At 67.9% G+C, this 21,352-nt stretch carries 19 protein-coding genes; 12 read left to right on the top strand and 7 right to left on the bottom strand.

The window, feature by feature from the left end:
* Positions 1–10 precede the first annotated feature (10 nt).
* From E7744_RS15055 to E7744_RS15000, 12 genes are all read left to right on the top strand, one after another.
* Positions 11–1,483 carry an aldehyde dehydrogenase (NADP(+)) gene (locus E7744_RS15055; protein ID WP_137775166.1) on the top strand — a complete coding sequence of 491 codons (1,473 nt, stop codon included), beginning with the start codon at positions 11–13 and terminating at the stop codon, positions 1,481–1,483.
* Positions 1,484–2,038: 555 nt separating this feature from the next.
* The gene (locus tag E7744_RS15050) at positions 2,039–2,335 is read left to right on the top strand and encodes an Lsr2 family protein (RefSeq protein WP_137775165.1); all 297 of its coding nucleotides are present in this window, start codon (positions 2,039–2,041) and stop codon (positions 2,333–2,335) included.
* Positions 2,336–2,555: 220 nt separating this feature from the next.
* Positions 2,556–2,840, top strand: coding sequence for a hypothetical protein (locus E7744_RS15045; protein WP_137775164.1), 285 nt, complete (start codon positions 2,556–2,558; stop codon positions 2,838–2,840).
* Positions 2,841–3,851: 1,011 nt separating this feature from the next.
* Positions 3,852–4,721, top strand: a complete 870-nt coding sequence (locus E7744_RS15040; RefSeq protein WP_137775163.1) for a TetR/AcrR family transcriptional regulator — start codon at positions 3,852–3,854, stop codon at positions 4,719–4,721.
* Complete coding sequence (locus E7744_RS15035; RefSeq protein WP_137775162.1) at positions 4,718–5,605, top strand: 3-keto-5-aminohexanoate cleavage protein; 888 nt, start codon at positions 4,718–4,720, stop codon at positions 5,603–5,605. The genes E7744_RS15040 and E7744_RS15035 overlap by 4 nt, the downstream gene beginning before the upstream one ends.
* Positions 5,606–5,607: 2 nt before the next feature.
* Positions 5,608–6,576 (top strand): 3-hydroxyacyl-CoA dehydrogenase NAD-binding domain-containing protein, encoded by a 969-nt coding sequence (locus E7744_RS15030; protein WP_137775161.1) that lies wholly within the window; start codon positions 5,608–5,610, stop codon positions 6,574–6,576.
* On the top strand, positions 6,573–7,043 hold the full coding sequence (locus E7744_RS15025) for a thioesterase family protein (protein ID WP_137775160.1): 471 nt from the start codon (positions 6,573–6,575) through the stop codon (positions 7,041–7,043). Before E7744_RS15030 ends, E7744_RS15025 begins: the two co-directional genes overlap by 4 nt.
* A 107-nt stretch (positions 7,044–7,150) precedes the next feature.
* Entirely contained in the window at positions 7,151–8,677 is a 1,527-nt protein-coding gene (locus E7744_RS15020) for an ABC transporter substrate-binding protein (protein WP_137775195.1), read from the top strand.
* Positions 8,674–9,630, top strand: coding sequence for an ABC transporter permease (locus tag E7744_RS15015; protein WP_137775159.1), 957 nt, complete (start codon positions 8,674–8,676; stop codon positions 9,628–9,630). Before E7744_RS15020 ends, E7744_RS15015 begins: the two co-directional genes overlap by 4 nt.
* Complete coding sequence (locus E7744_RS15010; protein ID WP_137775158.1) at positions 9,627–10,514, top strand: ABC transporter permease; 888 nt, start codon at positions 9,627–9,629, stop codon at positions 10,512–10,514. Before E7744_RS15015 ends, E7744_RS15010 begins: the two co-directional genes overlap by 4 nt.
* A complete protein-coding gene (locus E7744_RS15005) occupies positions 10,511–12,217 on the top strand; it encodes an ABC transporter ATP-binding protein (protein WP_137775157.1) in 1,707 nt (568 codons plus the stop codon). The genes E7744_RS15010 and E7744_RS15005 overlap by 4 nt, the downstream gene beginning before the upstream one ends.
* Before the next feature lie 29 nt (positions 12,218–12,246).
* Positions 12,247–13,425 carry a serine hydrolase domain-containing protein gene (locus E7744_RS15000; RefSeq protein WP_137775156.1) on the top strand — a complete coding sequence of 393 codons (1,179 nt, stop codon included), beginning with the start codon at positions 12,247–12,249 and terminating at the stop codon, positions 13,423–13,425.
* 543 nt (positions 13,426–13,968) lie between these two features.
* On the opposite strand, the gene E7744_RS14995 is transcribed toward E7744_RS15000, so the two are convergent.
* The 7 genes from E7744_RS14995 to E7744_RS15890 all read right to left on the bottom strand — a co-directional run bounded on the left by E7744_RS14995 (position 13,969) and on the right by E7744_RS15890 (position 21,349).
* A complete protein-coding gene (locus E7744_RS14995; protein ID WP_137775155.1) occupies positions 13,969–14,364 on the bottom strand; it encodes a hypothetical protein in 396 nt (131 codons plus the stop codon).
* Positions 14,365–14,645: 281 nt separating this feature from the next.
* A complete protein-coding gene (locus tag E7744_RS14990; RefSeq protein WP_246858696.1) occupies positions 14,646–14,921 on the bottom strand; it encodes a hypothetical protein in 276 nt (91 codons plus the stop codon).
* Between the two features lie 191 nt (positions 14,922–15,112).
* Positions 15,113–15,784 carry a ParA family protein gene (locus E7744_RS14985; protein WP_137775154.1) on the bottom strand — a complete coding sequence of 224 codons (672 nt, stop codon included), beginning with the start codon at positions 15,782–15,784 and terminating at the stop codon, positions 15,113–15,115.
* A 1,556-nt stretch (positions 15,785–17,340) separates the two neighbouring features.
* Complete coding sequence (locus E7744_RS14980) at positions 17,341–19,209, bottom strand: hypothetical protein (protein ID WP_137775153.1); 1,869 nt, start codon at positions 19,207–19,209, stop codon at positions 17,341–17,343.
* 247 nt (positions 19,210–19,456) lie between these two features.
* Positions 19,457–19,687 (bottom strand): ribbon-helix-helix protein, CopG family, encoded by a 231-nt coding sequence (locus tag E7744_RS14975; protein WP_168199879.1) that lies wholly within the window; start codon positions 19,685–19,687, stop codon positions 19,457–19,459.
* 58 nt (positions 19,688–19,745) lie between these two features.
* Positions 19,746–20,279 (bottom strand): hypothetical protein, encoded by a 534-nt coding sequence (locus E7744_RS14970; RefSeq protein WP_137775151.1) that lies wholly within the window; start codon positions 20,277–20,279, stop codon positions 19,746–19,748.
* Positions 20,276–21,349 carry a transglycosylase SLT domain-containing protein gene (locus E7744_RS15890; RefSeq protein ID WP_168199878.1) on the bottom strand — a complete coding sequence of 358 codons (1,074 nt, stop codon included), beginning with the start codon at positions 21,347–21,349 and terminating at the stop codon, positions 20,276–20,278. Before E7744_RS15890 ends, E7744_RS14970 begins: the two co-directional genes overlap by 4 nt.
* Between the last annotated feature and the right edge of the window lie 3 nt (positions 21,350–21,352).

Here is a 21,352-nt window from a genome sequence, read left to right as displayed (position 1 = left end):
GAGATCCACGATGACCACTGACCTGAAGACCGCCCCGCAGCCGACCACCCTGGAGGAGCTCGAGCCCGTGTTGGCCGGCGCCGAGCAGGCCTCGCACGCCTGGGCGGACACCCGACCGGCCATCCGTGCCACCGTGCTCGACGCCGCGGCGGCCGCCTTGGACGCCGCGGCGGACGAACTGGTGCCTCTGGCCATGGCCGAGACCCACCTGCCCGAGCCGCGGTTGCGCGGGGAACTCAAGCGCACCACCTTCCAGCTGCGGCTGTTCGGCGAGGTGCTGCGCGACGGCGGCTACCTCGACGTCCGCATCGACCCGGCCAATGCGGAATGGCCGATGGGCGCCCCACGGCCGGACCTGCGCCGATGGAAAGAGGCCCTGGGCCCGGTGGTGGTCTTTGCCGCCAGCAACTTCCCCTTCGCCTTCTCCGTGGCCGGAGGTGACACTGCCTCGGCCCTGGCCGCCGGCAACGCCGTGATCCTCAAGGCCCACCCAGGCCACGCCGAACTTTCCCGGCGGACCGGCCAGGTCCTCGCCGAGGCCCTGACTGCCGCCGGCGCCCCGGAGGGACTGTTCGCCGTGATCTTCGGCCGCGAAGCCGGCACCGCCGCCCTCCAGGACCACCGGGTCAAGGCCGGTGGGTTCACCGGGTCCATCCCCGGCGGCCGCGCCCTGTTCGATCTGGCGACCTCACGCCCGGATCCGATCCCGTTCTACGGGGAGCTGGGCAGCAACAACCCCGTGTTCGTCACCCCCGAAGCTGCCGCCACCCAGGACCAGGCGATCGTGGACGGTTTCCTCGGTTCCTTCACGGCCGGGGCGGGCCAGTTCTGCACCAAGCCCGGCACCCTCATCGTTCCGGCCGGGTCGGCCATCATCGACCAGCTGCGCGATGCCGAGCTAGCCCCTGCAGCCCCGCTGCTCAACGACCGGATCGTGGATGGATACCAGGAGGTGCTGGGCGAGCTCGACAGCCATCCCGACATCCAGGTCCTGGCCCAAGGATCGGATCCGCTGGCCGAGGCCCCCAGCCCGACGCTACTGCGCACTACCGCCGCGGCCATGCTCGCCGACCCCCAGGCCCTGCAGCGGGAGTGCTTTGGACCGGCCGCCGTCGTGGTCGAGTACACGGACGCATCCCAGCTCGTGGCCCTGGCCGAGACCTTTGAGGGCCAGCTCACGGCCACCGTGTTCGCCGATCCGGACGAGGATGTGTCCGCCCTCGTGGAGATCCTGGCGCGCAAGGCCGGCCGGGTGCTGTGGGGGCAGTGGCCCACCGGCGTCTCCGTCACCTACGCCCAGCAGCACGGCGGCCCCTACCCGGCGACCACCGCCGCCGGCTCGACCTCCGTGGGCACCGCCGCCATCGATCGCTGGCTGCGGCCCGTGGCCTACCAAGGGTTCCCCCAGCACCAGCTGCCCGAAGCCCTGCGCGATGACAACCCCCTGGGCTTGCCCCGGATGGTCAATGGCCGGCCCGCCTAGGGCACACCTCGAACAGGTTCCCGCGGCAATAGGCATCGCCGCGGGAACCTGATCATCTTAAGGACCACCTCCGTGGGGGCCTCGAGGTGCTGTCCGCGCTGGCCACCTCCGCCAACGACGCCCAGATAGGAGAACAGCACGATGGAGGATTTCCCCCTCACCGACCGTGAGCGTGACGCCGCCGTCTACGACGTCAAGGGGAACATGGTCGGCACGGTCGCCCAAATCTACGCTCACGTTCACTCCCGTGACCCGCTGACCCCGGGCGACATGGACGGGTCCAGCGGAAGTGAATCTCGCCGCGCCCCACGAGCAGGATCGTAGGTGCACGAAATGTGTCGAACGCCGAACAGATTCTGGGAACCGTGGGTTGGAGGGGCCGGGGAACTCGAGCCGACCCCCGCGGAGTTTAAGCAGACCAAGGTCCCAGCAAAGCGGGGCCGCGGGCAACACCGAATGCCTCGATAAGGGTCTCTGACAAGGCGAGTGCCGGATATCCTGTCGACCGGCGCGCCAAGCAGCGCCGACCCCACGAGACCACGAACTGAGGAACCCATGGCCCAGAAGGCAGAGGTAGTCCTGATCGACGACCTGGACGGATCCCCGGCAAAGGAAACCATCCCGTTCGGTTTGGATGGCCGACACTACGAAATCGACCTTTCCGCGGCCAATGCCAAGCAACTGCGCAGCCAGTTGAGGGCCTACGTCCGAAGGGCCCGCGCCACAGCGCCGCCGGCCCAGCGCCAACAGGCTGCGGCTATTCGGCAGTGGGCCAAGGACAACGGATACGCGGTCTCCGCCCGCGGCCGCATCCACCAGGACATCATCGAGGCCTACAACAAGGCAGGATAGAGGTAGAGGGAACCTTCTCCGACGACATGACGATCCCTCCCAGCAGCCCCTGCATGTCCGGCCGCGGGACTGGGCGTGGGCCGATTCCCGGCTCTCACCAGTACCCCACGCCTAGTTGCTGACCATCGCCGTATCGCCCAGGCAGGGGTGCCCAGTGTAATCCACGGGCCCTATGATGCCGGTGGGCAGTCAGTCGTGGACGGGTGAAGGGGAGCCGATCATGAAGCGCACTATGAGGACGATCGCGTCCCTGGCATTCGCCGGGGCATTGGTGGCGGGCGCCGCAGCCCCCGCCGAGGCCTATTACGTCAGGAAAATCATCAACTACGGCGGCAACACCTACTCGGCGTGCGAAACGGCGCGGAAGAACATGGTGGCCTCGATCAACGCCGGTCCCACCACCTGGGTCATCGACTCCAAGCCCTGCTATCGCAGCAAGCACGTGTCCAGCATCGGCACGATCACCTACGGCTACTCCTACGGAATCGTCTACGGCTACAGGTGACCTCCGCCGAGGGCGGCAGGTGGCTTCCCGCCGGTCAGCCGCCACCGCTCTACCGGAACCGCCAACCCGGTGACCTTGGTGCCTGCGGCAGTGCCGTCAGGCCGCGTAGCAAGTCCTGAGGCACTAGCTCCGGTGCCAGACATGCCTTGTCGTCCACCGGTGACGCCCGAGGAAGCCGGCACGTCAAGCGATGTACGGCTGGCATCGTGTGCCACGAAAGCACGCGGGTGAGCCCTGGGCCGGACTGGTGCATGGCGGATCCCCGTCACCCTGCCCGGCCCTCCACGGACCGACGGCGAGGCAACAGACGTGCCGGTCAGACTTCACTCAGGGAAGGGACCATCGCGTCAGCCGGATCCTCACGATGTGCGGGAACTGCACATGGTGAATCGTCAAGTGCTGGCCTTGCGTATTCAGGACCGGCGTATTTGGCTGGTTTTCCGCTTGTGGGGCTGGTCAGGGGCCGCCGACTACGGCTGAGTCGTTCGCATAATGTGCGAACGCTTCGTGCATCATGCGAATACCGGTCAAGACTTGTACAAGCTTCAGGTCAGATCCCGGTTTGATGCCCACCGTCTGGACACCGCCCCGACATGGACGCCCGAGATCTCTTCCAAAAGCCGACCGGACGGCCGCCATCACGGGGAGTCGTGCACACTGACGAATTTGCAGATACCGCGAACATGCCATGCTCAAGTTGACATAAGGTAACTTATCGGCGCTTGATTTATGGCAGTTGCCGCACCGCGGGAACGCATGCCCCCGGTGATTCTGACGCCGGGAAAGCACAGCGTCGACTCCCGCTTCAAGCGACCCGCGGGGCGTCGGATCCTGGAGGCGAGAGTCCGTGGATCGGCAATGACTTCTGCAGCTACGACCAACTTCTTGCGCTCGACGAGAGCCCCGTCCCCTCGGTCATGCTCGGTGGCACTTAGCCGAACCGCATCGCAATCATCTGATTCTTCACCAGCACCCCTTGCCGTAATCGCAAGCTCAGGATAGTTTCGGCCCATGGCCAGCAATGAGACGCAGATCACAGAGCGGGTGCGGGCGTCCATTCGCAACTCGGGGATGGCACAGCGCGAAGTCGCCCGCCACATGGGGTTGGACGAGACGAAGTTGTCCAAGGCCCTGAACGGGGCGCGCCGCTTCCATCCCGAGGAATTGACCACCTTGGCCGATGTCACTGGCGTCACCGTTAATTGGTTGCTTTCGGGTTCTGACGCGGCGGAGGGCCCGTCGGTTCCCCCACCGGCGATGGTGCTGCCCACGCGTCACCCGGAGAACAACGAACACGCGCAAAAGAGACGGGCCATCATCGAGGCGGCATGGCGCCTGTTCGCCCGCCGCGGCTACTCAGCGGTGCGCGTCGCGGACATCGCCTACGCCTGTGGCATGAGCACCGCCGCGATCCATTACTACTTCCCGAGTAAGCGCGAGATCTTCGCCGAGACATTGCGTTATTCGGTCAAGCTCGCCTTCGACCGCCAGATCGCCGAGCTGCACTCCATCCCCGACCCTGTGCTCCGGCTCAGGCGCCTGGTCGAACTGCAGCTGCCTGCCGGTGAACGCGGCCGGGCGGAGTTCTCCATCTGGCTGCAGACCTGGGCTGACGTCGCCGTCGATGACTCCGGTAGGGAGAACCACGCTCAGGGCTACGGCCGCTGGCTCCGGACGGTCGAGGACGCGATCCGCCAGTGCCAGGAGGCCAGCGGGTTCGCACCGGCATCCCCGGCAGACCTCGCCATGGAGCTCACCAGCTTGATCGACGGCTTGGGCATCAAGGTCCTGACCGGCCTGCTGACTTCCGATCAGATGCACCACCAGGTCGAGAGCTACATCGACCGCCACATCGTCCTATCGCAAGGGAGTGCTGCATGAACCGCAAGGTCATCGTCACCTGTGCCCTCACCGGCTCCGGAGACACCACGAGCAAGAGTGAGCATGTGCCGGTCACCCCGGAGCAGATAGCCGACGACGCGATTGCCGCCGCCCGCGCCGGCGCCTCCGTGGTCCACATCCATGTTCGCGACATCCACAGCGGCCAGGGCTCCCGTGATGTGTCCCTGTACCGGGACGTGGTCCGGCTGGTCCGCGAGAGCGACGTGGACCCGGTCATCAACCTCACGGCGGGCATGGGCGGTGACCTCGTCCTGGATCCCGACCACCCCACTGCCCAGCTGCCGGGGACCGACTTGGTCAGCGCCCGGGAACGGCTGGTCCACGTGGAAGAGCTGCGCCCGGAGATCTGCACCATCGACTGCGGATCCTTGAACTTCGGGGAGGGCAGCCAGGTCTACATCAGCACTCCGGACATGTTGCGCGAGGGCGCCGCATGCATCAAGGAGCTTGGCGTCAAGCCGGAGATGGAGATCTTCGACACCGGCAACCTGTGGTTCGCGAACATCATGGTCGAGGAGCGCCTCATCGCTCCTCCCCCGCTCTATCAGCTGTGCATGGGCATCCCCTATGGCGCCCCGGTCGATGCGGGCCTGTTGCAGGCCATGGTCAACATGCTGCCCGCGGGCGCCGAGTGGACCTCCTTTGCGATCGGCCGGAACCAGTTGCCGTGGGTGGCCCAGTCGGTGTTGCTCGGCGGGCACGTCCGGGTGGGCCTGGAGGACAACCTCTACCTCAGCAAGGGCGTCAAGGCGACCAACGCCCAGCTCACCGAGCGTGCCATCCAGATCGTGCACGACCTGGGATCCTCCGTCGCCACTCCGGACGAGGCCCGCGACATCCTCCAGCTCGAGAAGAAGGCCTGACCATGACCGAAGATTTCACCCCGCGGGACATCAACGACGTCGACACGATCGCCTGTGTGGGCATCGGCACCATCGGCGGGGGGTGGGCGGCGTACTTCCTGGCCCGCGGCTACCGCGTGAAGGCCTGGGATCCCTCACCGGACGCCGAGCCCCGACTTCGCCGGCTCATCGACGCCGCGTGGCCGGCCCTGACCCGGCTGGGCCTGGCCCCGAACGCGTCGAAGGACAACATCACCGTCCATACCGACCTCGCCGAGGCCGTCACTGGTGCCGGCTTCGTGCAGGAGAGCGCCCCGGAGGTCCTGGAACTGAAGCGGTCGCTCCTGGCCCAGGTCGACGCGGTGACGGATCCCGACGTCGTCATCGCCTCCTCCACCTCCGGGTATGGCATGACGGAGATGGCCACCGAGGCACGGAACCCGTCCCGCCTGGTGGTGGGGCACCCGTTCAATCCCCCGTACCTCATCCCGCTGGTCGAGGTGGTGGGCGGCGAGCAGACCTCGGCGACCGCCGTGCGGTGGGCCGCCGCCTGGTACGAGATGATCGGCAAGTCCGTCATCACCATGGACCGTGAGGTGCCGGGGTTCATCGCCAACCGTCTGCAGGAGGCGCTGTGGCGTGAGGCGCTGCACATGGTGGACAACGGAGAGGCCACGGTGGAGCAGATCGACCTGGCCATCACCGACGGGCCGGGCCTGCGCTGGCCGCTGCAGGGACCGATGCTGACGTTCCATCTCGCCGGTGGCGAGGGCGGAATGGCCCACATGCTCGACCACTTCGGACCCTCCCTGCTGTCCCCGTGGACCCGGCTGCAGGCCCCCGAGCTGACACCCGAACTGCGCAACGCGGTCATTGCCGGCTGTGATGAAGAGGCGGCCGGACGGTCCGTCGTCGAACTCGTGGCCGAGCGCGATGAGGCGATCATCGCCATCCGCAACGCCATCGCCGAGGTCAAGGGTGGCACCGCATGAGCGGCCTGGCCTCCGGGACGTTGCGCGAGTACCGGTGCCGAGTGCAGCCGGCGTGGATCGACTACAACGGCCACATGTCCGAGGCCTTCTACGTCCTGGTCTTCGGCCACGCCACGGACCAGGTCATGGACCAAATCGGCTTGGACGAGGAGTACCGGCAATCCACCGGGCACTCGCTCTACACGGTCGAGGCGCACATCCGCTACCTGGCCGAGACCAGCCTCGACACCGAGCTCACGATCACCTCCCGCCTCGTCGGCGCCGGGCCGAAGAAACTGCACCTGGCCCACGAGATGCACGCCGGCGACACGCTGATCTCCACCGAGGAACTGCTGGCACTGCACGTTGACCAGCAGTCGGGGCGCAGCGCCCCGTTCCCCCCTTCCGTCGTCGACGCCATCACGTCGCTCATCCCGGGTCCGGGCGAGCCGGCCCCGGACTGGACGGGCCGGGCCGTCCGGTCCTAGCCGCCCACCGTCAGAAAGAAGGACCAGTGGAAACGTCTCCTGTTCTTCATGGACAACCTCCCGCCAGGTCGTCGTCCGCGACCCCGACCCGTCGCCACGTGCTCGGGATGGGCCTGGCCCTGGGGCTGGGCGGGTTCCTGACCGCATGCGGGGCCGGCCCCGCCGCGGTGCTGTCCGCCCCGGGCGGCGCGCCCCAGCGTGGCGGCCGGTTGCGGGTGGGTCTGGCAGGAGGCGGCGCAGCCGACAGCCTGGATGCCCATTCCTCCGTGAGCACCACCGACATCGCGCGGGTGATCAACCTGTACGAGCCCCTGCTGTACCGGGACGAGAACTACGACCTGCAGCCGCTCCTGGCGGCCCAGGTCACAGCCTCGGACGACGCGCGGGTCTGGACCGTGGACCTGCGACGCGACGTGCTGTTCCACGATGGCCGCCCCGTGACCGGCAAGGACGTCGCCGCCAGCTTCGCCCGGATCACCAACCCCGACGATCCCAAGAGCGGCGCCGCCGCGCTGGCGATCCTGGACGAGGTGGCCGTGGTGGACGACTACCGGGTGGAGTTCCGGCTGAACAGTCCCAGCGCGACCTTCGACGACTCCCTGGGGCAGTACACCCTGGGCATCGTGCCCGCCGACTACGACCCGGCTCGTCCGGTCGGCACCGGCCCCTTCAAGTACCGGTCGTTCGCTCCCGGACGCAATAGCGTCTTCGTCCGCAACGACCGCTACTGGCGCGAGGCCGAACCGTACCTGGACGAGCTCGAGATCCTGAATTTCAGTGACGACGACGCGCTGATCAACGCGCTGCTCTCGACCCAGGTCGATGCCATCGGCCAGATCCCGTTGACGCTGCTCGAGGTCATCGATGCGGACCCGCGCATCAGCATCCTCAACGCGGAGACCGGCGCCTGGATGCCGTTCACGATGCGCGTGGACCGACCCCCGTTCGACGACAACCGCGTCCGCCAGGCCTTCCGTCTGGTCGTGGACCGCGAGCAGATGATCGAGCAGGTCCTCAGTGGCAACGGCAGCCTCGGCAACGACATGTACTCGCCCTTCGACCCGGGCTACCCCAAGCACCTCCCCCAGCGTGAGCAGGACATCGCCCGGGCCAAGGAACTGCTGGCCGCGGCCGGCTACCCGGACGGGCTCACCGTGGAACTGGTCACCGCGCCGATCCAGTCCGGGGCCGTGGAGGCGGCACAGGTCTTCGCCCAGCAGGCAGCCGCCGCTGGGATCACGGTCAAGATCCGGCAGGTGGACACCACCACGTTCTTCGGAGACGGCTACCTGCAGTGGGACTTCGCCCAAGACTTCTACTACACCCGCAACTACCTGCCGCAGGTCAACGCGAGCACCCTGCCCACCTCGCCGTTCAACGAGACGCACTGGGACCACCCCGAGTTCACCGCGTTGGTGAAGAAGGCGACCGCGACCCTGGATGAAGAGGAGCGCAACGCGTTGATCGCCAAAGCCATGCAGATTGAGTACGAGGAGGGCGGCTACATCATCTGGGGGCACGCCAACCAGGCGGACGCCTACCAGCAATATGTGGCCGGGCTCGTCCCCAGCCGCACCGGGCTGGCCCTGTCCGGCTTCGAATTCCGCCGCGTCTGGCTAGGAGTCGCATCATGACGCCCATCATCCTGCGCAGGCTCGCCACCAGCGTGCTGATCCTGCTGGCCGTGTCCGTGCTGGTCTTCGTCGCCACCCTGCTGCTGCCCGGCGATCCGGCACAGGCCATCCTGGGCCAGCAGGCCACGCCGGAACGGCTGGCCGCCCTCCGCGAGCAGATGAACCTCAACGACCCCGTCTGGCAGCGCTACCTGATGTGGCTGGGGGGCCTGCTCACCGGGGACCTCGGCGTCTCCGCGGCCTCCGGCGGCCCGGTCAGCGCCCTGCTGGGAGAGCGGATCGGGGCCTCCCTGGTCCTGCTGCTCGCGGCCGGCATCATCAGCATCCCCGTGGGCCTGCTGGTGGGCACCTACAGCGCCCTGCGCCGAGGCCGGGCCGGCGACCACATCGCCACGGGTACCAGCCTGGTGTTGGCCGCCCTGCCGGAGTTCGTCATCGGCATCGCCCTGGTCACCCTCTTCTCGACGACCGTCTTCACCCTCCTGCCCTCGGTCACCATGGCCCCCCCGGGGGAGCCGGTGTGGAACTACCCGCTGCAGCTCATCCTGCCGACGCTGACCCTGGTCCTCGTGGTCACTCCGTACATCATCCGGATGATGCGGGCCACGATGCTGGAGGTCCTCGAGTCCGGGTACGTGGAGATGGCCCGGCTCAAGGGCGTGCCTGAACGGCAGGTCATCCTCAAGCACGCCCTGCCGCATGCCCTCTCCCCCGTCGCCCAAGTGGTCGCCATCCAGCTGGCGTGGATGGCCGGCGGCGTGGTCGTCGTCGAGTTCCTCTTCCGCTACCCCGGCATCGGCCAAGCCCTCGTGGACGCGGTGACGAACCGGGACGTGCAGGTGGTCCAGGTGCTCGCCCTCCTCATCGCCGCCGTCTACATCGTGGTGAACCTGCTGGCCGACGTCGTCGGCATCGTCACCAATCCGAAGTTGCGCACCGGAGGTGCCCGATGACCGCTATCGACTCGCCCCAGATCATCACCCGGGAGACCAAGGCACCCCCCGGCCTGCTCCACCGACTGGTGGCACAGCGCCAGGCGAAGATCGGTATCGGCCTGGCCGGGACGGTCGTGCTCCTGGCCCTGCTGGGCCCAGTGCTGATGCCGCTGGTCACCGGCGTCACCAGCACCGAGTTCACCGGTCGGCCGTTCCAGCCCGACGGGCTGTTCGGCACCGACAACCTCGGGCGGGACGTGCTCAGCCGCTTCCTCGACGGCGGGTTGCGCCTGTTGGCCTACTCCGCCTTGGCCACACTGCTGGGCATGGTCCTCGGTGTGCTGGCGGGGATGACCGCGGCATACCAGGGCGGTCGTGTGGACAGCGTGATCATGCGCAGCAATGATGTCCTGCTGGCGTTGCCCTCGCTGGTGTTCGCGTTGCTGGCCATCACGGTCCTGGGACCGCAGGGCTGGGTCCTGGTGGTCGTGATCGGCATCACCCACGCACCACGGATCGCCCGGGTGACCCGCTCCGCCACGGTGGACGTCATCACCGAGGACTTCATCCGGGCGGCCGAGATGTACGCCGTGCCGCGGTGGAAGATTCTGGTGCAGGACGTGCTGCCGAACATCACCGGTCCATTGATGGTCGAGCTGGGCCTGCGCATGACCTACTCCATCGGTGCCGTGGCGTCCCTGTCTTTCCTCGGCCTAGGCATGCAGCCGCCCACCGCCGACTGGGGGCTGATGATCAACGAGAACCGGATCGCGCTGGTCATCCAGCCTTGGGGCGTGATCCTGCCCGTTCTGGCCATCGCCGTCCTGACCGTGGGCATCAACCTGATCACCGATTCGCTCGCCCGCGCGGCGGCGAACACGACCGTGGGAGCCAGCGCATGAGCACGTCCCTCCAAGACCCCATCAGGACCGCCGTCCTTCGTACCTCCGGACTGCGGATTACCACGACCGCCGGGGCGGAGATCCTCCATGGCGTCTCTTTCGAGCTGCACCCCGGAAAGATCCTGGCCCTCGTGGGAGAGTCGGGTTCCGGCAAGACCACCGCCGGACTGGCATGCCTGGGGCACTTCAGGCGGGGCCTGAAGCACACCGGCGGTGAGATCCGGATCTCCGGGCCCGGTCCGACGTCCGACATCCTGGCCCTGCCCGAGGGGCAACGCCGAAAGTTGCGTGGCGGGGTCATCTCCTACGTACCGCAGGACCCGGCGCTCTCCCTGAACCCCGCGATGCACATCGGTGAGCAGATCCTCGAAACGCTCCAGGTCCAAGGCTATGGCGGCTCGGTCGCGGAACGCCGGGAGCGGGTGAGCGAAGCCCTGGCCGAAGTGGGCCTTGCCAACGACGAGGCCTACCAACGTCGCTACCCGCACCAGCTCTCCGGGGGACAGCAACAGCGCGTCGGCATCGCCATGGCCTTCGCCTGCCGGCCTCGCGTGATCGTCATGGATGAACCCACCACCGGCCTCGACGTCACCACCCAGGCCCTGGTCCTGCAGACCATCGCCCAACTGGCCGAACGGCACCACGTCGCGGGACTCTACATCACCCATGACCTAGCGGTCGTGGCCAAGATCGCCGACGAGGTGGTCGTCATGCTCTCCGGCGAGGTCGTCGAACAGGGACCGACGGCACAGGTGCTCTACCAGCCGCAGCACCACTACACTCGCAAGCTGCTGGACTCCGTGCCCGATCTCGCCGGCAGGCGCCGCCTCGGCCGCACCCCCACCATCACGGGCGAACAGCAAGTCGTGGACCGCCCTTCCGAGACGACCGGACCGCAACCCGGCACCCTGCCCGCCGGCGCACCACGCTCCGCCGGCCTGGCGCGATCGACGGCACCTCTCTTGGAGGTGTCCGGCCTCGAGCTGGCCTACGGCAGCAACCAGATCCTGGCCGGCATCGACTTCACGCTGGCCGAGGGCGAGTCCATGATGCTGCTCGGCGAGTCGGGCTCGGGCAAGACCACCCTCTCCCGCTGCGTCGCCGGACTCAACGACAACTACTCCGGCCAGATCCAACTGTCCGGCGACACCTTGGCCGCCGGGACCCGGGCTCGCACTGGTGAACAGCGCCAGCGGATCCAGTACGTCTTCCAGAGCCCGTTCTCCTCCCTGAACCCCCGGCGCACCATCGGTGAATCGATCGAGGTGCCGCTGCAGATGTCCGGCACGATGGACCGGAAGGAACGCCGCGACCGGGTACTGGAGGCCCTCGACCAAGTCCGCCTCGGCAGCGGGTACCTGAATCGCCGACCGGGCGACCTCAGCGGTGGTGAGCGCCAGCGCGCCGCCATTGCCCGGGCACTGGTGAACGCGCCGTCCCTGCTGGTCTGCGATGAGGTCACCTCTGCCCTGGACGTCTCCGTCCAGGCGTCCATCATCGACCTGCTGCGCACGCTGCAGCACGAGACGAGGATGTCAATGCTTTTCGTCACGCACAACATCACCCTCGCCCGCCATATCTCCCAACGCATCGCGATCCTGCAGAACGGGAAGATCGTCGAATGCGGAAGCACGGACGAGGTCCTTGAGAACCCACAGCACGACTACACGAGGGCCCTGCTGGCGAACGTACCGACGCTCTGACCTGCCCACCCCCTTTCCGAAGGAGAACCATGAAGTGTGAATTCGCCAGCCATAACGACGGCGGACTGCCTGCGCAGGACTTCTCGGCTTTGCAGGGGGTCTTCGCCCGGCACCTGGCCGAGGCCCACGGTGGCATGGCGTTCTGCGTCTACCGCGCCGGTGAACCGGTGGTCCGGTTCTACGGCGGCAGCACCGACAAGCGCACGGCACCGTCGGAGGAGGTGGAGAGTCCTTGGACCGCGCAGACGATGGCCGTGATGTTCTCCGGCACCAAGGGCGTGGTCGCCACACTGGCCGCGATGCTGACGGATCGCGGCCTGCTTGACGTTGGCAAGCCCGTTGCTGACTACTGGCCGGAGTTCGCCGCCGGTGGCAAGGAGTCCGTAACCGTGGCTCAGGTCCTGAGCCACACCGTCGGGCTGCCCTACGTGGATCCCGAGCCGCAGGGCGACGATGCCCACCTCGACAACGAGGCCAATGCACGGTCACTGGCCGCCCAAGCACCCCTCTGGGAACCCGGCCAGCAGGTCGCCTACCATGCGACCACCTACGGATACCTGATGACCGAGGTGTTCCGCCGGGCCACAGGCAAGCCGGTGGGCCGATTGATCGGCGAGCTCATCCGCGAACCTCTCGGACTGGAGATCTACCTAGGTCTACCCGAAGAACTCGACCACCGTGTCGCGACGATCTTCCGCTCGGAGAGCTACGCCATCAGCACCTTCCTGCAGGACCCGGAGAGGCGCAAGATCGTCGAGCGTATGTACCGGAGCCTCCTAGCCGAGGACAAGGACCCCTTCAACAGCCTTGGCATGCGCCGAGGCGAGCTCTCGGCCGGAGGTGGCATCGCCACTGCCGATGCCATGGCAAACCTTTACTCACGTCTGGTCGAATCCGCAGGAGGGGTCGTCAGCGGCGAAGCCCTGTCCGCCGCAACGACCACGTGGGCTGAGGGGCTGGACGCCATCAACGACCGCCCCCTGCGCTTCGGCCTCGGTTACGAACTCGCTGACCCCATCGGCACCTATGGACCCGTCGCGCCGGCCTTCGGGCACTCCGGGGCCGGCGGAGGATTACATGGCGCCTGGCCCGACAAGAACATCGGCTTCTCTTTCCTGACCAACGAGATGCTCGCCGAGAACCAGGACCGGCGGGCAAAGGATCTTCTTGCCGAGCTCGCACGTGTGACCCTTTCGCCTTCTCCGTAACGCAGGGCTGCGCAAGCGCGCTAATCCGTTCTTGCAGATTCTCGTGTGATGCAGCCGCTGAAGGTCTGCCCTCATCCAGCCGGGAATATGCCCGGTCCATAACCGGCGCCCAACCGCTTCCCACAGCGCGACCAGCCAGTCCTCATGAGTGGTCCGTGTCCAGTCGTCCGGCCTAGTCAGTCGAATAAGGACAACCGCGGCAAAGGATGCACTCGTGAAAGGGCAGGAGGGCATCCACAAAGCGACCCAAGGGCCGTTCCCGACGCCGGGAATGCTTCACCTACCGCGGGGGCGCTCCTGCATTCCGTCTGAGCGACATATCGGCACTTACTGGCTAACGAGCCGCGTTCCTAGAAGGGGCTGGCGAAGCCTGCGTCGAGCGCTCATCGCCGCTGGATTAGAACAATAAGCACTACATTGCGGGGGAGGTCGGTCGTGCCGCGCAAGCCGAGCCCGATGGGGGCCGATACGGCGGCCGGAACAAGAACGGGAAGCTCATGGACTGCATGTGCGCGGACCACTCCCCCGACTCCCGCCGCGGCCTCAACGCCAGCGGCCGGCCCGCTCACTGGGGACGGAGACCAGCAGGTACGGGCCGTACTGGGCGGCCGAGTCGGTGTCATGATGCCGGCCGGGCAGGGCCTCGAACTCGTATGCATCCCCGGCTCGCTTGGTCACCTTGCCTCCGCGCGGGCGCCCAGCGGCGTCGCACTGGATGAACACGGCACCCTTCGGCAGGGAGGACAGATCGGCCGCGGTGCGGTCGGAGGCGTCGGGGTCGGTCCCGCCCTGGGAGTCGGCCCCGACGATCTGCTTGTTCGGCCCCAGGATGGCACGCATCGCCGCCATCTCGTCCGTGTCCATCTGGTCGACCGCGTCCTGGAAACGGATGAACGTCCGGGGGGTCCCGCCCGCGGGGTACGGGCTGACGTCTGACATGGGTTCTCCTGGAGGCTCGGTGTAGGTCTGACCTTACCGATGAGCCGGGTCAACGCCAGTCCCCGCCCTTTACGCACCACTCCCCCACCATGAGTGGCGGCCGATGATCAACTCCCGATTCCTCAGAACGCAGGGAAGATATCGCTTCCTCTTATGCTGATCACCTACGGGTGGGCGTTGCCGCCGCCTCCTCCTTCCCCCACCGCTTCAGGAAGACATCCGTGCACCTGTCTTATGGAGGCCACTCCTCAACTCCGGCAGTCTGTTAGTTCGGAAGTCTGTCACTCCATAGGGTCGAGTCCCATCGAGTGAAAGAGCTCTGCCTCAGTTGTCCCTTGGAGTTCCTCGGCCCTCTCCAGCAACAGGCCGATCGCAACCCGAATGAGGGTGTTGTCGGTGATCCGCTCTCCTTCCCCTCGACGGGCCATGTTGAGCGACCGCACGAGGCTGCTCAATTGGTCCGCCTGAGCCTGGGTGATCCGCGACTCCTTGCGGATCAATGTCAGGTAGCGGGGCAGGCCCGCGGGGATTGCGGGGGTCGCCGGCGTCGCGCTCACCTGGGGCGCGGCAGGCTTGGCCCTGCCCGCTCGAGCACTGGAGGTCCGCGCGCTCTCCTCGCCCAACTTCTTTGTTTCTTGGCGCGGAGCAGGAGCTGGCGTCTCAGCAGGGACCGCAGGATCAGCAGCGGGCGCCGACGATTTCCTGGTCGTCAGGAGGTCACTCAGGTCAGTCATGCGGGCCTTGGCCATCAGGCGACACCACCCTTGACCGAGGTGTCCTCGGACTCCCACTGCTCGCGCAGGGCGGTGAGCACGTCGCGGTAGTCCCCGGCGGCCTTCTCGCTCATCCGATTCTTCTCGTATCCGGTGACCACCGTCCCATCGATGGAGGCGCGTTCGTGGACCTTATAGGAACGCACGTGGGGTTCGAGCACCGTCAGGCTCAAGCCTGATAGCAGCTCCCGGGTGTCCTCCACATCGCGTGGGACGCGGGGGTCGGTGCGGGTCAATAGCACGGAATAGGGGGTGCCGGTGGGGTCGACCACGTCCTGCCAGGTGCGCACGAGGGGCCGGACGGCCATCGCCGTGGGCTCGGTCGGCAGGATGACATGGTCGCAGTACTCGGCGATCTGCCGCAGCAGATCGGCGTTCTGGAGGTTACCAGGGGTGTCCACGATGATGAGGTCGAAGTCGAGCTCCCGCATCTGACCCAGGTCCTGAGGGTTCCGCGCCGTGACGATCTGGAACGCCAGTTCCTTGCCGGCAGCTTCGGCAGCACTCCCCCAGTCCATGGCCGACCCCTGAGGGTCCAGGTCAACCACGAGGACCTGGTCGGTCTCGGCCGCGAGGGCCGCTAGGGCCATGACGGTGGTGGTCTTGCCGACACCGCCCTTCTCATTGACTACGGCGACGATCCTCATCCGCGTTCCCTTCTCCTGGATTGATGCCCGACGACGGTCTTCGAACTTACAGACTCTGTGGCTGACAGACCCTTGGAGTCTGTCCGTCTGTTTCTTTGAGACTAGGCAAGATGAACGAGAAGGCGAGACCGCCACGCCGCCACTCGCAGACACCGTCACTGACAGACTCAGTGAGCCTGTGAGTCATCGAGCAGTTCGGGCCACCCTGGTCGCGAGGCCGGGCGGCCAAAGCCCTTCCTTCCCCGCGACCAAGCCCCCTCCCGGCAGGGATGCCAGCGGCTCCGCCAGTAGGGCTACGTTGGGCGTGCCCTTCGTCCACGGATGGCGGCGCACCCTGTCTCCCAAACTCTGTCATTCAGGGACTCTGTTATTAGAAGCGCCGAAAGATGCACGCTTCGCAGGACTTACTTCCGCGTTCTCGAGACCCCTCGCTAGTTGCCGAGCATGGCGAGCGAGTCGCCTTCGCCCCCTGGCTCCGGGGCAGTGACATCACCGGCTGGCAGCCGGAAGGGTCGTCTGGGGTCGGTCCCGCAGTACGGGACTCTGTCAGTACCAGACTTCGGGTGTTCTTGACGCAACGGGTGGGGACCCTGACACGGGCGCACGATGGGAAGGACGTGCCACGTGCGGCCTCCTCGTGGATGCAAGCCCTCGTCACATATCCGTCAGTACATGGTTCTGTTACTAACAGACTCCGGCATTGCGTGGTTGTCGAGCGCCGGCAGTTTGCCCCGTCTACCTGAAGGCGAACGGGGCTGGTCTCTAGTGGTCGGGGTCAGTCACGTTCGAGGCTCTGTGGAGTGTTTACCTCTCCTGTCGGCGCTAGGGGGCATGCGCTTTCCCGGGGCTCCAGAGTCCCGTACTCACAGACTCCCGGCGTGACAGACTCCTACTGACCACATCCTGATGCAGGGGCACCCCGTGGCCACGGGGAAGAGGGGAGGGCGGTTCCGGCAGGGCAGGAGTGCAAAGGCGGGACGGCGCTCAAACCGCCAGGCCCCTGGGGGGACGCTAGAAAGGGGATGATCGACTCGGCCGGTACAAGCCCTGTGGCTGCTTCGCCTACGCCGTTATCTCCCAAGGTCGGCGGCGGAGGGCCACAACTCTGTTAGTCCCGAACTACCGGACTCTCGTAGTCTGCGAGTCTGTTACTCACGAAGGAGGTCTGGGGGTTGCGCCCCGCCGCCTGGTCGAGGCGGTGAAGGACGGCCCGTCCGAATGGTGCCCGGACACACGGGGCACGGAATGAGGCCGGGGAGACGGGGAGCCACGCGCACGGTGGCGTGCTGACGGAGTCTCCCAACGGCCGCCCGCCGTCCGTTCCAGACCTTACTGGGCCGTCCGCTGGTGGGGGAGGGGCCCGCCATGGTGCCCCATCCCCAGCCCCATGGTTTCGCGGTGGTCTTCTGCACCCTTCTGTCGTGGAGGAGCTCTGGAAGCCAGTCTTCGACATAACCCGAGAGGACCGCAGTGGGGTATCTCAAGGAGCGTCATGCCCGGGATACGGGTAGACGGTCGGTGGGGGAGGGGTGGACTGGTTCTTGCGGCCTGGTCGTTCAGGCTGCAGCGGCCGAGCGCTCCGGCCGTCGGCGCCCGGTAAGCGCCCTCCCAGTACTGAGCAGACGCCGGGCCTGGCGGTAGTCGGCCTTACCGTCCGCGCGCCGGGGGTGAGCACCGTAGGCGTTGGTGCCGAGCTCAGGGGTGAGCGTGAGCTGGCCAGGGCCGGCGCGTCGGCTGGCCGCGGTCCGGCGGGGTGCGGTCATCCAGGCCTGTTCGGCCTGCCACCAGGCCCAGAGCTCGCGCTCGACGCGGTAGCGGGCGGCCCGTTCGGCCAGACGACCATCGACCTCGAGGCGCTTGGCAGCGGAGTGGCGGTGGTCGGTGGTGTGGCGTCGCCACCCCGTGGGGGAGTGGATGAGCAGGCCGGCACTGGTAAGGCGGTCGAGGATGCGAGCGGTATGGGCCAGGGTGCCGCCGATCGCGGCGGTCAGGTCGCCCAGGCTAAGGAATTCCGTGGTCGTGCGCGCGTAGAGGTTCCCGGCCAGGTGCCCGAGGCCAGGTCCCAGCGTGAAGACGTCGTGAGCGCACGCGCGGGTGCGCTCGGTGAGGGTGGCGAGCAGCGTGAGTCTCTCTGCGACCCCGGCCCCTGCGGGGCGCGGGTCCGCTTGTGACCGACCTATGAGGTCCTGACTGTGGATATCGCGGTGGGGGTGGATGCTCCAGTGGGCCCCGTGGGGTCCCTCGGCTGCCTTGGTCTGGGTGATCCACCCGTCGGCGGCTAGTCGCAGCAGGGCGGTGCGGGCGGTCTCGCGGCCGAGACCGGCCAGCAGGGCCAGCCGGCGGGTGTCGGCCTCGAGCTCGGGGGTGAGGGCTTGGAGGGCCAGTAGGCACAGGACGTCGAGGATGCGGCGGTCGGCGGGGCCCCGGCCGTGGGTCCAGCGTCCGGCGGCGGCATCGGCGCGGCCCTGGAGGTCGCGGACGTGGGCGGCGATGGCGTCGGCACGGGCGTCGAAGGTGGGGTCCTCGCCGATCTGCCGAGGGCTGGTGGCCACGTGGGTCACGGCCTTGGCCCATTGGCGGGCCAGGGTGGCGGCGGCGTCCTGAGGAGTGCGGCGCGCTCGGTGGGTGGTGGTGCCGGTGGAGTGCCGGTAGGTGCGCAGGTGTTCCAGCCCGGGGCTGGTCTCGACGAGGGCGGCGATGTCCGCGTGTTTCCAGCGGGCGAAGGCCGCCCCGATGAGCACGCGCCAGAGAACGGCGGAGGCATCCCCTGCGGAGGCGTCCTCGGCGAGGGCGGCCCGGCTGGGGGCCGGCAGCTCACGGCGCGGGCCGGGCAGGTAGGGGTGGCCGTGGTCGTCCAGGGGCACCGGCCGGTGCGCCTCGAGCGGACCCACCGGCTCGGACGCACCGACCAGGGTGGCCAGGTGCTCGACCAGGCCCCGCACGTGGCCGGCGGTGCCAGGGGGATTTAGCAGGCTGTCCAGGTCCCCGGCGAGGACAGCAGAGGCACCGCCAGCCCGGTGAGGGGTGCCCGGCGGGCGCACACAGCCGGTGGCGGGGTTGGTCAGGGGGGCCAGGTCCAGGGTGGGGCACAGGTGCCGGGTCAGGCGGGCGAGGGTGGCGACGGTGTCGGCCTCGACGGAGTCGGCCACGGCGGTCCAGACGTGGCGGCCGCCGGAGGGACCGGAGGCACAGACGAGTGCGGACAGACCGGCGTCGCGGAGCAGGCCGGCAATGGTCTCGGCATCACGGGCAGCCAGTGCGGCGGTGCCGGGGTTCTTGGCGTCGAGGTCGAAGGCCAGGAGGCGGTACCGGTGGTCGGTGCCGGCCAGGTAGACGGCCCAAGGGGTGGCCGGGGCAGCGGCGTTCGTGCGCCGGTGGGAGCCGTACTGGTTCAGGACAGCACCGGTGGCATCGGCCACAGCCACGCGCACGCTGGGGCGCGGACTCAGGGCACGGGTCAGGGACCAGGCAGCGGTGGGACACGGCTGTGGCGTGGTCGCTTTTCGCGCAGTGGTGGGTACGGCTATAGTAGGCATCGAGCCTCCGGAAGCGTCTTGGCGGACGCAGAAGGTAGAGCCCGTGACCTAATCGGTTGCTAGCCCTCGAGGTCATGGGCGGACAAATCAAATATTTCTGTGGAAGGACCCGTTGGCGCGGGTCCTTCTGCTGTTTCTAGGCGCTCTTCTGCAGCGGCAGCTCCTGCTGGGTCTCGACGAAGGACAGGTCGGTGCGCGCCAGTTTCTCCTGCACTGCTTCGGCAATGAATTCGCTGGCGGGAATGCCCCGGGCCTCGGCAAGACGAAAAACGATCTCAGCGGTGGCGACGGGAACGCGGGCAGTCATGACATGCCGTTCGCCCTTGGAGGGGCGGCCGGCTCGGCGAGAACGGACCTGTGTAGTCATGTACACCACACTAAGGTTTCTGAAATCACTTGGCTCCGTATGACACGCCGGAGGAAAATTAATACGTGTAGTCATGGATCTCGTTGTCCTCGGTGAACTCGAAGAAGTAGATGCGCGGCTGGATGGCCGGGTCCGTGGGGATCTCGCTGCCGTCGGGGGAGTCCCAGGTCCACGTGGCGGTGACGGAGACCCCGGTGTCGCTCAGCTCGGTGGCGGTGTTGAGCTCCACGGTCGGACTGGAGGTGGCGCCGCGCTCGGCGGCCTCGAGCCATTCGGATCCGGTGGCGGGCCGCTCGGGGGCGATGACGGCCTTGGCGCGTTGGCTGGTCATCAGGTGCCGGGCGCGTTGTTCGGCGGCGGTGCGGTTGTGGTCCTCGGCCGGGGTCCAGGTGGTCATGATGCGGGCGGCCTCGAGGGCGAGGCCTTCGCGCTCGGTAAGGGCCGGGGCGCTGGTGGCGGCTGCGGGGGAGGGGGTCACGGTCGGGGCCGGGGTCACCGGGGCGAGTGCAGGGACGATGAGGGCCGCGGCGGTGGCACCGACCGCGGCGCCGCCGGCCACGGTGGCGGTCAGGGCGATCCAGGGTCGTCTCACAGGATGATTCCCTTCTGGGCGAGGATCGGGCGCGGGTCCACGGCGTGCTCCCGGCTGGGGACGTCCCCGGGGGCGGCCGGGGTGGTGATCTGGAAGTGCAGGTGGGTCCCGGAGGCGTTGCCGGAGGCCCCTTCGGTGCACAGGGGCGTGCCGACGGCCACGGTGTCCCCGGTGGCCACGCGCAGGGTGCCGGGGGCGCAGTGGTGGAACTGGAAGTTCAGCTCCGGGTTCTCGGTCATGGTGGCCAATACGAAGGTGCCCATGTACTCGTGCCCGGGCATGGAGTCCCCGGCGGCACGGATGACCAGGTCGGTGGGGGCCACGACGGTGCCCCCGCCGGCGAGGTCGATGCCGGCGTGGTTGGTGACGTACTGGGTGCAGGAGGGCACCCCGGCCGGGCAGGGTCGGGCCCCGAAGGTGCTGGTGAGCCTGCCGCCGGGCAGCGGGTGGGTCCACTGCCCGGTGCCGAGGTCCCCGAGGATCTGCCCGCCGACGGGGATGCAGTCGGCGGAGTAGTCCAGCTGGGCGGCCCGGGTGATCCTCTGCACGTAGTTCGCGGTCTCGGCGTAGGGCGGGACGCCCTGGTGTTGGAGCACGGCTCCGGGGCCGGCGTTGTAGGCGGCCAGGACCAGCTCGAGGCGCTGGGCCTCGCTCTGGGCCAGGTGTCCGACCTGGCCGCGCAGGTCCTTCAGGTACCGGCCCAGGGCGCCGATGCCGGCGTCCGGGTCGAAGGGGTCGGCCCCGGCCCCGTAGTCGGCCCAAGTGGCGGGCATGAACTGGGCGATTCCGCGGGCCCCGGCAGGGGAGACGGCGGTGGGGTTCCATCCGGACTCGGCCTCGATCTGCGCGGCCACCAGGGCGGCCGGCACCCCCGCCTCGGCCGCGGCGGCATCCACCGCAGCCCGGTACTGCTCGGGGACCCCACCCGTGGCGCCCCCAACGGGGGCGCACCCGGCCTGGGCGGGCTGGGCCTGGTTGTTCAGGGTCAGCAGCACCACCGGCAGCAGGATCAGCAGGCCCACGACGGCGGCCGCGGCGCCGACGGGCAGCAGGGAGCGGGAGGTGTCCACGTC

The organism is Citricoccus sp. SGAir0253 (assembly GCF_005877055.1).
In the GTDB taxonomy this organism is placed as follows: Bacteria; Actinomycetota; Actinomycetes; order Actinomycetales; family Micrococcaceae; genus Citricoccus.
Note: the sequence above shows the minus strand (reverse complement) of the source record. Positions and strands in the feature narration are given on the sequence as shown.